General features: G+C 42.2%; 12 protein-coding genes. 2 read left to right on the forward strand and 10 right to left on the reverse strand.

Annotated features, from left to right (window positions below; all coding sequences use genetic code 11):
• Positions 1-61 precede the first annotated feature (61 nt).
• From TOL2_RS17600 to TOL2_RS17615, 4 genes are all read right to left on the reverse strand, one after another.
• The gene (locus TOL2_RS17600) at positions 62-955 is read right to left on the reverse strand and encodes a DUF4198 domain-containing protein (protein WP_041279599.1); all 894 of its coding nucleotides are present in this window, start codon (positions 953-955) and stop codon (positions 62-64) included.
• 44 nt (positions 956-999) lie between these two features.
• Positions 1,000-1,332: a hypothetical protein gene (locus tag TOL2_RS17605; RefSeq protein ID WP_014958645.1), complete on the reverse strand. Its 333-nt coding sequence runs from the start codon at positions 1,330-1,332 to the stop codon at positions 1,000-1,002.
• Positions 1,333-1,489: 157 nt separating this feature from the next.
• On the reverse strand, positions 1,490-2,524 hold the full coding sequence (locus tag TOL2_RS17610) for a class I SAM-dependent methyltransferase (protein ID WP_014958646.1): 1,035 nt from the start codon (positions 2,522-2,524) through the stop codon (positions 1,490-1,492).
• A 106-nt stretch (positions 2,525-2,630) separates the two neighbouring features.
• Positions 2,631-3,491: a DUF4198 domain-containing protein gene (locus TOL2_RS17615; protein ID WP_014958647.1), complete on the reverse strand. Its 861-nt coding sequence runs from the start codon at positions 3,489-3,491 to the stop codon at positions 2,631-2,633.
• Positions 3,492-4,264: 773 nt separating this feature from the next.
• On the opposite strand from TOL2_RS17615, the gene TOL2_RS17620 reads away from it, so the two are divergent.
• Together TOL2_RS17620 and TOL2_RS17625 are read left to right on the forward strand one after the other, a co-directional pair.
• Complete coding sequence (locus TOL2_RS17620) at positions 4,265-4,861, forward strand: DUF4405 domain-containing protein (protein ID WP_014958648.1); 597 nt, start codon at positions 4,265-4,267, stop codon at positions 4,859-4,861.
• Between the two features lie 19 nt (positions 4,862-4,880).
• Complete coding sequence (locus TOL2_RS17625; protein ID WP_014958649.1) at positions 4,881-7,034, forward strand: TonB-dependent receptor; 2,154 nt, start codon at positions 4,881-4,883, stop codon at positions 7,032-7,034.
• Between the two features lie 117 nt (positions 7,035-7,151).
• Here TOL2_RS17625 and TOL2_RS17630 read toward each other — a convergent pair whose 3' ends face one another.
• From TOL2_RS17630 to TOL2_RS17660, 6 genes are all read right to left on the reverse strand, one after another.
• Complete coding sequence (locus TOL2_RS17630) at positions 7,152-7,616, reverse strand: MarR family winged helix-turn-helix transcriptional regulator (protein ID WP_014958650.1); 465 nt, start codon at positions 7,614-7,616, stop codon at positions 7,152-7,154.
• A 652-nt stretch (positions 7,617-8,268) separates the two neighbouring features.
• Positions 8,269-8,631: a hypothetical protein gene (locus TOL2_RS17635; RefSeq protein ID WP_051012452.1), complete on the reverse strand. Its 363-nt coding sequence runs from the start codon at positions 8,629-8,631 to the stop codon at positions 8,269-8,271.
• Complete coding sequence (locus TOL2_RS17640; protein ID WP_014958652.1) at positions 8,621-9,064, reverse strand: flavodoxin; 444 nt, start codon at positions 9,062-9,064, stop codon at positions 8,621-8,623. The genes TOL2_RS17635 and TOL2_RS17640 overlap by 11 nt, the downstream gene beginning before the upstream one ends.
• Positions 9,065-9,323: 259 nt before the next feature.
• The gene (locus TOL2_RS17645) at positions 9,324-10,304 is read right to left on the reverse strand and encodes a TonB-dependent receptor (RefSeq protein ID WP_083863754.1); all 981 of its coding nucleotides are present in this window, start codon (positions 10,302-10,304) and stop codon (positions 9,324-9,326) included.
• Positions 10,225-10,959, reverse strand: a complete 735-nt coding sequence (locus tag TOL2_RS25815) for a TonB-dependent receptor plug domain-containing protein (RefSeq protein ID WP_083863757.1) — start codon at positions 10,957-10,959, stop codon at positions 10,225-10,227. The genes TOL2_RS17645 and TOL2_RS25815 overlap by 80 nt, the downstream gene beginning before the upstream one ends.
• Positions 10,960-11,114: 155 nt before the next feature.
• On the reverse strand, positions 11,115-13,139 hold the full coding sequence (locus tag TOL2_RS17660) for a TonB-dependent receptor (RefSeq protein WP_014958656.1): 2,025 nt from the start codon (positions 13,137-13,139) through the stop codon (positions 11,115-11,117).
• Positions 13,140-13,263: the final 124 nt, after the last annotated feature.

Consider the following 13,263-nt stretch of genomic DNA (forward strand, 5'->3'; position numbering starts at 1 on the left):
ATTCCATTTCTTTGTTCAAATCTGTCTGCCGTTGTAATCCGACATCAGAACTCCGGCTCAATCAAGGTTTCACATTCATACTGACGGTTGCTCCGTAATGAACCATTGTGCATTTTCCAACAAGGTCTTTTAGTTCATTTTCCGGTGTCACCTCTTTTTGAACCATGACAATGACAACCCATTCCCCTGCTGTGGGAATTCTGACCCGGGCCTTTCCATCCATGATATAGGCACTGAGCATAAACCCGTCTGGAACCCCATAAGTATTGCTTTTGGCAAGAAGATAATTCATCCCATCCATGTCACAATTTAATTTTTTACCATTAAGGCTTGCTTCAAAACTCACAATACCACCGGCACGGACATTGCTTAAATCACATGTGGGCATCAGTTCGAGTTCATGGCCTGCCGGCATTGGCTGGGTCCATTTTTTAATCCCCATGTATGATTTAGCCACAGCTTTATATCTTGTGCTGTAATTAAATTTCTTTGCTCCCTTGATTTTATCCATGGGTTTTGTTGTCATTTTAACTTTTCCATTTTTATCAACATACCCGGTAAAAAAAGTGGCTTTTGATTCTGCAATCACTTGATAGGTGCCGGGTTGTGTATCCTCTGTAAGAGATATCTTTCTAAGACCCAAATCGCCGGTTACAATATTCATACCGGTTTTGGATTCAAATACTTTTTCTTGTTTGATTACAGGCAGAGGCATGGCTGTTTTGCTATTATCCGGCCCCACCAGATCATAACGTTCAATGGTTACAGCTCCCCCCTTTGACATGAGAAAATCATCCATGGGCACGGAATGTCCCCATCCCAATGAAGAAATGACATGTCCAGGAGGATGTGAAAACGACTCGTTAAGATTCACCCACAAAGAATGGGCAAATACATTGGTGGAAAAAATCAAAGCTGCAATTAAAGTAAAACACATGATAGATTTTTTATTCATTTTTTTCTCCTGTTTGAGTTGATTTGATACTGTGGCCAACAGCATTATTGGTTTAACGGCCCTTCTTCGCGAAGCGTATGCCCGGGGCCTCCGTCCAGAAAAATCATATATGGGACATCAGGCGCCTTAAAGGTTATTTCTCCTGACTCATCCATTTTTAATTTTTTAATCACTTCACCTTTTGTATCCTCCAGGTAAAGGGGGAGACCGGAAGCTTCACTTCCCGTGGAAAACATTCCTTCAACGGTTACAGTTCCATCCTCATTATCAAGAACATTCATGTACAATGTATGAGCAAACAAAACCGAGGCGGTTATAGCAAAAAAAACAGCAATTGCTGTAACTGTCAGAACCATCTTTTTTTTAAAACAAATCAATGCTTGAATCTCCTTATTGCAGTCACAGGCAAACCTGATATTTCTTCCAGATTTACCTGCAACAAAATTTAAAAATTGCTTTCTGTGTTTTGAAAAGTTTCATATAGAAACGATATCTATAATCCATTCAACCGGCAATTGCTGACTTGCCTGCATATTACAACTTACGGGCAACATGAAATTCAGCCATCCCATATGGTGCAATAAGCTGATCATTCAGCGCTTTGGTACGCACTGAGGCAAAACCGGCTGAAAGCATGGCCTGGGGCAACACATTTTCTTCAAAGGAAAACTCTTGTCCCATTAAAGAGCTGGACAGCCAGCTGACAATCAGATCAGCCGGTTGGGTTTTTTCCGCACTCAAACCACCTGAAAATATAATCAGGCAACCACCTGAATTTAATGCCGCAAAACATTTTTCCATAATCAGGGCTAATTTTTTGGCCTCATTGTAAAAATTTAGGGTATAGCTTGCGATAATAGCATCATAACCTTCCCCTAATGGATCGACAGAATAATCACCACTGATGGTTTTCACACGGTCTTCCATACCATATTCCTCAATCATATCCTGTGCTACATTGACCACTGTGGGACGGTCAAAAAGATGGCACTGCAAACTAACGTGAGCGGCGGCAACAGCAATTCCTATAAGCCCCGGTCCGGCACCCAGATCAAGAACCTTTTGCCACCGGTCAAAATCAGGAAAGGTAGAAAGTAACCGTGCGATTTTCTGGGCTCTGCCGCAACGGATGCTATTAATTGATTTGCGGGCAGAATCCGCCCAAACCTGTTCAGATACCATATCCCTGGTTGCAGGCGCCCCCTCCCTGATCAGATTAAGCATCTGTCCGTTAAGAACGGGTTCATTCCACTGGTCGCAGGTCAGCAAATGTTCTGCCAGGCCGGTTTCTCCCCGGCTGGTAAGAAAACGTTCTGTTTGCTCGCTGTTGCAAAAACAGCCGTCTTTTTTATGCAAATACCCCAGTGCGGTCAATGCGTTGAGCAGGTATTCGGTATTCTTTGGGTCCCCCTCAATCAGTGCCGCAAGATCAGAAGCATTTTTCGGCTCAAGCAAGTGATCAAAAATACCCAACTGCAAAGCGGTTTTAACCGCTTCCCAGCGAACTGCAAGATAGGGCAGTTTATGGTAATTTTGTTCAGGAAAATATGTCGGCATCAATTTTTTCATGATGTAATCCTTTTTGATTTTTTTTATATGAAAGAACTTTCAATCTCTTAAGAATCAGAACTCTTTAATTTTTAGTTGTGGTAGCTTGATCTGCCACGGTCGTCATTTAAAGGTTGGCTTCTTTTTTCTTATTGGGTATCTGAAATACCAGAGAGGCTGTATATTTCATTTGAGAAAACTTTTCCAGTTCTTCACCCTTGGCATCAATTTTAATAAAATATCGAACAAACCACCTTCCCGCATTAGGAATGGGAATTTTTATTCTATCACTGCCTGATACTCTGGTTTTCGGATAAAAATTATCTTCGGATTCAGTTGAAAATCCGTTAAAAGTGGCATCCCAGGTTCCTTCTCCTTTATATGGTTTCCCTTTGTAATAGACGATTAATTCCAAGGTTTCTCCGGATTTCAATGTTGAAATATCCTTGACCGGCACAAGTTCCAGATTCAGTCCGACATGGGATGGAAAATTACTGGAAGGAGTATCACACACCACATATGTTTTTGTGTACTGTTTACTGTAAAGGCTTTTTATAATTTTCTGAGCATTTTTGATAACAGCGCTTTTAGGCTTGATGGTATGACGCTCACGCCCTTTTTTATCAATGTAGACGGTGTAATAACCGGGAGTGGTTTCAGCCGACAGCACATAGGTGCCGGGAGTGCTGTAATTAACCATATATGAATGCAAGCAGGTCTCGTTTCGTATTTCTAGTTCCTGAACAGCGGCTCCGGGAGACTGTATCTTGATATATTTGAGTTTTTTTCCTTTTACACCGTCATCAACGGGAATATGATGACCATAGCAAAAAAACAGAGGCGACCGTTTTCCTTCATGTACCTTATAACGACTGGACTGTATGTAAAGAGAATGTCCATAGGCATTAAAAGAAAACAGCAGGCAAACAACTATAAATACCGTGCTTTTCAATATAACATGTTGATCTGTTTTTTTTTTGACTTTCAAACTTATTCATCAAAGCTCCTTGTTTTAAATTTAATTTCTTAAAAAGAATCTGTGTTATAATCATCCCAATAAAAAATTGAATGCAGTTTCATAACCACTTCCTGATTTATAAAACGAACAAACCATAAATTTTGCAAGGCCGATAACGACTCTGTTTATTTTTTTAGCGGAATCGTGTATTTGACATGAAAAAATTTAATAAAACGTCAAAAAATATCAGCCAACTGCATCGCTTGATTCAAAAAAAATCCCCAACCAAATTATAGAATTGGGTTGAGAATATCGGGCTTGATCATAAGATGGGCCATCTATCACAGAAACTTAATTTGTATCACTTTCAACGATCTGTAATTACAGTGTTTAATTCTTATTTTTGAAAAAATTGGCACAAAGTGGCCGAAGTTATGATCAACCCCTGATTACAAACCGATAAATTTGACTCGTTTTATAGGGGCTTATACCTCTAAACACAACACGTTTATTTTCAGTGAGTTTCTGGATAATTTCAAAAGCTCCCTATAGTTCCAGTTACTCATAGTCTTTCTGAACTCTTTCGATCTGCCGTTGGCAGCTTTTTTTAAAACGACCTCATCAATACAGGAGCCTCAAACAAAGACAGCACAGTAAATATATTTATAAATACATATAAATAGTTATTCATATCTAACAAATAAAGGTATGCATGAAAAAGACTTGACTTTTTAATTTTTGAGATATAGATAAATGCTGTTTGACAATTTGTTAATATACTTAACTATATGGAGACTATTGAAATGATTAAAAGAATAACATCATTAACCCTTGCCTTTTCAGGCCTTACGCTGCTGGTTTCCAGCATTGTTCTGTACATCGGGCCGCCATCCCATGTCGGTCATTTTTCCCCCTGGAGTTTTTGGGGATTATCAAAGCACCATTGGGGCGCAATGCACCTGAACGGTGGTATCCTTTTCTGCATCGCCATGCTGATACATGTCTACCATAACTGGAGACTGCTGATCTCTTATATGAAACGCAAAAAAAAACAGCCCCCGGTCAGCAGCTATATTCCCGTTTTCCTGTCTTTGGTTTTAACCCTGTTTGTTTGTACCGGTTCATACCATAATGCAACTCCCATGAAGCAAATCATGGGAGTTGCAAGGGGACTGAAAATGAACCTTGTCCAAAAATACAGTTCCCCCCCTTACGGTAGGTCAAGCGACTATCCTGTTGCCGTTATTGCAGCCTATATGGGCTGGAATACCAAGGCAGCATTCAAGCAGCTGCAAGATAACAATATTATCGTGGATTCACCCAAACAACCTTTGATGGAGGTAGCCCGAAAAAACAGAACAACCATTGGTCATTTGCTGGATATAATGCATACAAATTAAAACAAAAGGAATTTGAACCATGACAAAGAAATATTTAAATTTCTTCTTTTTTCTCACATTTTTTCTGGCGCTTTGGGTTGATCAGCCTCTCTTTGCAGATGAGACTGATTCTTATACGAATAAAATAAGCCAGTCCATTGTTGTAACGGCACAGAAAAGAACCCAGGATCTTCAGGATGTTCCGGACAGCATTACGGTATTAAACGACACCCTTATTGAAGATGCTCAAATTGATGACATGGAAAGCCTTTCCGCCCATGTGCCCGGCCTTGAATTTCACAATTTCGGAAGCCGCCGCCACAGCCTCACGTTTATGCGCGGCATCAAAAGTATTCACTCCGGGGAGCCAGCCATAGGCTACTATGTTGACGGGGTGAATTATTCAAAATCCTATATGTTTGATTTCCCGCTTTTTGATGTTGAGCGTATTGAGATTCTAAAAGGACCCCAGGGAACCCTGTACGGTAGGAATGCCATGGCTGGTGTCATCAATGTCCACACCCGGAAGCCGGACAATGAAGCCCAAAGCGAGATGGGCGTGACCGTGGGGAGTGATGACCTGACCCAGTTCAAAGGTTTTTTAAGAGTCCCCATACTGAAAGACAAACTTTTTTTCGGACTGTCAGGCCTGGTAGAAAAACGTGACGGCTATATGGAAAACGACACAGATGCAGACGGGGAAGAGGGCCGGCATACAGAAGGGGGTGCCGGCCGCTTGAAACTGAGATTTCTGCCATCGGATGTCCTGGATATATTGCTGAGCCTGGACGGACAGACTTATGATGAAGGGGTTTTTCCCTTTCGCAGGACTTCCAGGAATTTATTTGTTAAAAATGGTATTTTCCCGGCTGACAATAACTACCACTATTCCCATGATTTTGAAGGAACCGCTGAGACAGATTTCTGGGGCTTATCCCTGAATGTGGACTACACCCTGACCCTGGGTACCTTGACATCTTCCACCGGATACCGGGACTTTACAGTTGATGAATTCATTGATGCGGATTTCAGTCCTCTGGATATGACCCGTATGAATTATATTCAGGATGAAAAAAATTTCAGCCAGGAATTTCGCCTGGCATCTCCGGAGTCCGAATCTGTGTTTAACTGGCTGGCCGGTCTTTATTTCTTTAAAAACGAGTCTAAAAATCATTCAACCACATATTATAGGTCTGCAATGGCAGGTAACCCCAATAATCCTTTCGGAGCCGGCACCGGGAACCGGCTGATCGTTTCCGACGGCACCAATGAAGGGGCGGCACTGTTTGGCCAGGGAACTTATACCTTTTTTAAAAAATTCGATGCAACCCTTGGAGTCCGTTATGAGTATGAAGATGCAGAAATACTAAAATGTCAGAAGGATTCCCCGGATGACGGCAGCAGCGTATCCATCCGGGCATACCCCTCGGCTTCCAATAATTTTGACGCCCTGCTGCCCAAGATCAGCCTGGGGTGGCATGTGACCGGCAACCACATGGTCTACACCACGTTCTCTGGAGGACATCGTAGCGGAGGATTTAATACGCTTGCACCTTCGGGCAGTACCGCCTATGAAGAGGAAACCAGCCGGCTCTATGAGGTCGGTACCAAACTCAGCTTCCTGGACAAAAAACTGATCATGAACCTATCTGGATTTTACATCGACATAGAAGACGAGCAGATTGCCATGTTTGACACAAGCCTTAATACGTCTTACATCGTTAATGCCGGTGAATCCCACCGCCTCGGCATTGAGGCTGAAATCAGCTACACACCCTTTCCGGGACTTGATTTCAATGCCGGTCTTACTGTTCTGGAAGCAGAATATGACAATTATGAAGACACAAGTTTAGGAACAAATTACGCTGGAAACAAGGTTTTTGGAGTACCGGAATATTCCGTGAATATGGGGATTCAATACCGGTGTCCCTTGAGGGGGCAATGGGACTTTCTTGGACGTATGGATTTTGCCGGGTATGGAAAACGGTATTTTGACGATGCCAACACAGTTGAGGAAAAGCCCTACTGCTTGGTGAATGCAAAGATTGGTATTGAAGGCAGGCACATGGATATCTACCTTTGGTCAAAAAATTTGCTGGACCGTCATCATGTGTTATTTGAAAATGCCGGCAAAGGATTTGCCGAGGATGGGGAACCCATGACCATCGGTCTGACCCTTGCTTATCGGTTCTAAAAAAAGCCGCCCGGACACCCGGGCGTGTCCCCCCTTCAGCACCGGGGCAAACAATACTATCAGCCTCTTTGCATAGAATATTTAATGTACTTAACCAAATAGAATATTATTTTTTCATTACTCTTCAATCCGCTGTTCCATGATATCATCCAGACTTTCAAGCATCACCAAAAACATGGCAATTTGCGACATGGAAAAAGTTTCCATCTTTCCAACAAGATAATCCATGTCTTTTGAATGGTATTGCTCATGAGTCTTATACGCTTCCCATCCCAAATCCGTTAGCACCAGACGGACTTCCTTGTTATTTTTTCTCGAAGACTTCTTTTTTAAAAAGCCTTTTTTTGAAAGCCTGGAAACCAGCTGGGAAGCTGCACTTTTTGAGGTACCAAACAAACGTGCCAGTTCAGTCACACCAAGTTGTTCATTATCCCCTATGGCCTGGATCATATGCACTTCCCTTGTGGAAGCAGTGACATCCGTATTTACCCGGATGGGGAGCTCTTCTCCCCGGCAGTATTTTACTGCGGCGCTTCTAAAAGCTTGAATAACTTTTTTTATGATATCTGCCTTGTTTTCCATATGACCTGTCTGGTTTTAATAAAGCCTGGGCTAAATCTGGTTCCCCCTGGCAAAAGTATCTGTTAAATCTGCCATACGGACCATAGGACAGGAGTTTCTGTCTTGTCAAGCAAAATTAACAGTCTTGTAAAACGTCTCCAACTACTGCCAAATATCGTTACTCCATTTATGGGGATATGTCGCTTTTGGTTTTGCAATCTTTCAATGATACGAGCCGGTGCCTAAAATCAGTCAAACACAAAAAAAAACGTACCAAAAGTAGAAAAAAATTTGTATGTGCTATGTCCTGATGGTATAAAGTCCCTAATTTGATATGGATACAATAATGCAGCATCTTGTCGAAAGCAACCAGCCATATACAAAAAAGAAAATTTTAAGAAATGCCGACGGATAGCATCGGTTGATTCAAAAAATATCCCCAACCAATATAAAATTGGTTGGGGATATCCGTTTGCATCCCTCAAAATAATAATATTGTTTTCTCCGTTAAAACCGTTTAAGGGATCTATAAAAAATAAAACGCACCAATATCAAATTTTAATAACAGGGGGTATCACCAATCCATTTTTCACACACTCAATCATTTTTGCCAATTGAAACATGGCTTTTTTGGTGTTCTTAATTTTTTCTAAGCCCCTAATTCCAGGATTTACTACATAGGGATCAAAAGGTATTGGATATTTTTCTGAAGGGTTCTATATAAAAAGTTTGTGTTTCCATAATACTTCACCACAATATCAAGGGATTCATCATAATTCAACAAAGCCGTGTCCCATGCTCCCTGCATTGTATACAAAATCCCCAGATTATTGAGCAACTTGGCCTCCAGGCATTTTTTATCCAGGGCCCTGGTATGATCAAGAGCCTCTGTTATATTCAGGAATGCAGTGTCAAAATCACCGTTATTCCCGGCTTCCATACCCGTGCGACTCAAATTGCCAATAAGCTTGAGCAGATACTTTAATGTCTTGGAAGAAATCCCTTCCTTATCGGTCTTTCGGCCATTATACTGCATTGATCACGCCCCGGGTCCATTCGTAAATTTCGTCTTCTTCAGGGTCACCGTCAATTTTTAAAGCGTCAAACACAAGAGTTCCCCCCAACGCATCCACTTTGTCAGCAATCATATCCACTGCCCCGCAAAAATATTCATAGGAAGAATCACCACACCCGAACATTGCGAAATTCTTTCCCTCAAGGGAAAGGCCTTTATTCAAATTTTCATAAAATCCTGTAAAATCCTCCTGAAGTTCAATTTCATCATCTCCCCAGGTAGAGCATCCCAGGAGGTAAAGGTCATATTCCTTTTTCAACTCATCCACACCCGTATCAGTGACATTCAATACTGTCACACTATAATCATTTTTTTCAAAATATTCCTTGATGGTTTCTGCTGTGAATTCAGTATTGCCGGTGGTAGAACCGTAGACGATCAATGCGTTATTCATATTTTCTCCATATTTTAATTCAATATTTTAATTCAATATTTATTCTTTTTAAGATAGAAAGTTTAGCTTTGCCTAACAATAAAAGCCTAAATTAATTATGTCAAGACAAATTTATTTTTTTTACATATATCCTATTTTGTACCAACTGCAGAAACCACCGTATAACCGCCCGTACAGCATTCTGGTACGCACTGAGACGAAACCGGCCGCAAGCAGAGCCCGGGGCAACACATCTTCTTCCATGACCAAGCCCAGATAACTAAAACCGGACAGAAGCAAAAACACCAAAGGTACGCGGCTCGGCAACGGAGAATCTGCCGAAGGACATGGAAGAAAAATACTCTTTGTCCAGCAGGTTATTGCAATAAAGGTAGACATCCCAATTTGATGCTTCATAACCGATTTTGGCATGATACAATTGAAAGGCATCCTGCTTGATTGTGTTGGCTTCATCATAATAGGTTCTGCCAAGTCCTTCCATCTCACCCCGCACAAAAAATCCACAGGGAACCCTGTACTGGATGCCAAGATTAAAGGTATAGGCAGGCATCTGCTTTGGGGTTTTCCCGGTATAATTTTTGTATTCATCAAACTCGGCATCCGTCCATCCAAAAGCCGTGGAAATATCAAGGCCTTGCAAAGGTCTTGCTTTTAATTCCAGCTCAATGCCCTGGCTGTGGGCTTTGGCGGCATTGAAAAACAGCCGGTTGTCAAGAAAGGCCGTCTTGGCACCGATTTCATAATTCAAGGATGTCTGCTCATCAAATTTGGCAGTCTCTTTATCATCCCCGTTTGCATTAAGACCACCGGCCAGATCCCCCTGGGATACGCTGAAATAGGTCATGGCATCCTTGTTCATACGCCAGGACAAAACAGCTTTGGGCAGCAGGGCATCCCAGTCTTCTTCCCGGCTCCATTCCACGGAGGAAAGCCGTTCTCCCGTATCGGTGCGGGTATCATAATGCCGGTAGTCAAGTTCCTTGTTAACCCTTTCGCACCGGAGTCCTGCTGTAAAATCAAGGGAACCGGCAATGGGGACGGTCACCTGCCCAAAGGCCGCCATGGTCTTTGTACTCCTGTTCCCGGGCCAGTTATATTTGGTGTTATGGCCAAACGCCATGGTATCATAGGTTATAGAAAAATCATGATAATCCTGTTCTTCAAAGGAATAGTAGAGTCCCACCATCCATTTTAATCGCCCGCTGTTTTCCAGGGACTGAATGCGGATTTCTTTTTTCATGGTACCTGAGTGGACCCGGGGCAATGCTTGTGTCGGAACCGTTTCTTAACTGATCAATACCGGCATGGAAATTAACCTCAAATTGATCTGTCGGCAGCCATCGAAGCCGGGCCTTGGCATTTTTATTTTCTTTGGCATCAAAATAATCCTGGCCCGGAGCTTCATTTTTCATGAAGCCCCTTGATTCATTATAATTGGCAGACAGACCGAAAAACAATTCATCTTTTATAAGGGGTCCGTTAATAAAACCTTTGACACCATAGGTTTCATTCGAGCCCGCCTGTATGCTTGCCTTTGATTCCATGGTATTGCCGGTTTTTTTGGAGACGACATTAATGGCACCGCCAATGGCATTTTTCCCGTACAGGGTGCCCTGGGGACCGCGAAGCACCTCCACCCGTTCAATATTGACAAGGTCCGCGCCATAATGGGAGACCTGATCAAAGGGAACACCGTCCACATAAAGGACAACAGGATTTTTGCCGGTAAACATGCTGGAACCAATCCCCCGGAAAATAACATTATTATTGCCTCCTATTCCGGAATCGATCATCATATTGGGGATCATGTCTGTAACAGCCTTGATATCTACGATATCGGCATCCTCAAGATCCGTTTCGGTAAATGCCGTGATGGCCGACGGGACATCCCGGATATTTTCTTTTCTTTTGTCTGCCGTAACGGTGACGGACTCAAGCCTGTATTATTCTTCCTCTCCATGGCAAATGCCGGAAACAGCCAGCAGTACCAGGCAAATGGCCAAACCCTTCTTGATCTGTGTGCGTATTAATTTCATGAATTCACCTTTTTTTAGAACCTGTATGTGATTGTCACTCCGGCTTCGGCAGGTTTGCTGTAATTTACATAGAACCCATCTCCATAGACGGAATCATATGCTTTATCAAATATATTTTTCCCGTAAATATACACATCAAATTTCTCTGTTTCATAGCCGATCTTTGCATTGACAAGCTCGTAGGCATCTCTTTTAAACTCGTTCTTCTTATCCGTATACATATCCCCATATCCCGTTATATCAGCCCTGCAATAAAACCCTGTGACGCTCCTGTACTGAACGCCCACATTAAAGCTATATTCCGGGGCATAGGGTTTCTTATTGCCTTTGTAATTTCCTGCTGCATCTTTAAACTCATCAAACTCAACATCACTTAAGCCAACTCCTGCCATGAAACTCAGTCCCCGTACAGGCATGGCGGTAAGTTCAAGCTCAAAGCCCTTTCCTGTTGCCCTGGCAGCATTGGTTGTATAGGATCGTGCAGAATCAATCATTTCATGTACCTGCAAATCATCAATATCCATATAATAAACAGCAGCATTCAAAATAAGCCTGTTGTCAAAAAAACTGCTTTTTGCACCAATTTCATAGGACCACAGTTTTTCTTCATCATAGGACAGATACGCCTGTTCATGGGCATAAGGATTAAACCCGCCGGAAAGATAGCCTTTTGAAATGCCGGCATAGGTTATTATTGTAGGTTTAATTTTATATTCCACCCCGATTTTGGGAGAAATTTCATCCCAGTTATTATCAATTGAATATCCGGCAGATTCATACTCCTTTTTCTGATAATCATATCGCAGCCCGCCAAGAATCGTCAGTTTTTCACCAAGTAAAAAACCGGCATGGGTAAACGCAGAACCGGATGTCCCCTTTATTTCGTCTTTAGAAGCCATTGCCATGCCCGGAATGATTGAGTATAAAGTATAATCTGAAACGATTTTATCTTTATCAGCATAAAAGCCTGTTACAAGCTTAAGTTTCTCGTTTGAAAAACCGGTCCTTAACTCCTGGGACAACTTGGCATTTGAGTCGTTATTAACGCAATGCAAAAAAGTCTGGGGGGAAAAATCATAATCCAGCACCATATCCTTGCTTAACTTTCGATGGGCAGTGGTTGATGTTATTTTAAGGTTTTCAGTAACATCCCAGTCAACATTCAAGGATTGTGAGGATATTTTGCTCTTATTGCCCCCTGAAAAGTCACTGGTTACCTTTCTGTTTTCAGGAGCTGCAAGGCCATACATTGCAGCTCCCATGGGAGTTAAATTCATATGTCCCTGTTCATCATCATATTGACGGATTGATCCTTGCAAAACGATGTCAAGATTATCAGCCGGCGTGTATCTCAATTTTGCGCTGCCATACCGGCGCTGTATATCATCCACGGTTTCGCCTGAATTTTTATCCTCAACCCAGCCGTCTTTTTCATCCTGAAGGGCACAGATTCCAAAATAGAGCTTATCTTTTTTCATGGGGCCGGACATGGAAACTAAAGCCTTGCGTTTATTGTCCATACCGGCTTCACCTGCGATTTTGCCTGTAAAAATATTGCCGGGCTTTTTTGTTACTATATTGATCACACCTGCCTCGGAACTTTTACCATATAGCGTGCCCTGAGGGCCTTTTAACACCTCAATCCTTTCAATATCAAGCATATCCTGTTCATAGGCCATGCCGTCAAGAATGGGAACCCCGTCCACATACATGCCGGCGGATACGGAATGGGAATGGATATCGGCAAACATCCCCCTCATGACCGGAGCATTTGCACCTGAAATACCGTTTTCATAGATCATGAAATTGGGTGTATAGGCCGCCACATCCGAGATTGAATCAATCCTTAAATCTGAAATGCTTTTTTCAGTAAAAACAGTTATGCCGGCTGATACATCCTGAACATTTTCTTCCATCTTATTGGCGGTTATGGTGATTGAGTCAACCTGTACCGATTCTTGTGCCTGTGCCTGGGCAAAAATCATCCAGGTCATGGCCAGGCACATAAAAAACCTGCCTGCCCTCTTAAGAATTTGCATTTTTCAAATTTTCCTTTTCTTTTTTCCCTTTTATTATAGTATCCGGAAATTCCAGCTATTTCCTTGAAATATAAAGATCCATATCATTCAAAATCGGTCATGGTCCGGGATTGAATTGAGAGTT

Source organism: Desulfobacula toluolica Tol2 (assembly GCF_000307105.1).
Classification (GTDB): Bacteria; Desulfobacterota; Desulfobacteria; order Desulfobacterales; family Desulfobacteraceae; genus Desulfobacula; species Desulfobacula toluolica.

Excerpts from the sequence above, each read along its gene's own strand:
- TOL2_RS17600 (WP_041279599.1), bottom strand. The coding sequence starts at position 955 with ATGAATAAAAAATCTATCATGTGTTTTACTTTAATTGCAGCTTTGATT.
- TOL2_RS17610 (WP_014958646.1), bottom strand. The coding sequence starts at position 2,524 with ATGAAAAAATTGATGCCGACATATTTTCCTGAACAAAATTACCATAAA.
- TOL2_RS17620 (WP_014958648.1), top strand. The coding sequence starts at position 4,265 with ATGATTAAAAGAATAACATCATTAACCCTTGCCTTTTCAGGCCTTACG.
- TOL2_RS17625 (WP_014958649.1), top strand. The coding sequence starts at position 4,881 with ATGACAAAGAAATATTTAAATTTCTTCTTTTTTCTCACATTTTTTCTG.
- TOL2_RS17630 (WP_014958650.1), bottom strand. The coding sequence starts at position 7,616 with ATGGAAAACAAGGCAGATATCATAAAAAAAGTTATTCAAGCTTTTAGA.
- TOL2_RS17635 (WP_051012452.1), bottom strand. The coding sequence starts at position 8,631 with ATGCAGTATAATGGCCGAAAGACCGATAAGGAAGGGATTTCTTCCAAG.
- TOL2_RS17640 (WP_014958652.1), bottom strand. The coding sequence starts at position 9,064 with ATGAATAACGCATTGATCGTCTACGGTTCTACCACCGGCAATACTGAA.
- TOL2_RS17645 (WP_083863754.1), bottom strand. The coding sequence starts at position 10,304 with ATGAAAAAAGAAATCCGCATTCAGTCCCTGGAAAACAGCGGGCGATTA.
- TOL2_RS17660 (WP_014958656.1), bottom strand. The coding sequence starts at position 13,139 with ATGCAAATTCTTAAGAGGGCAGGCAGGTTTTTTATGTGCCTGGCCATG.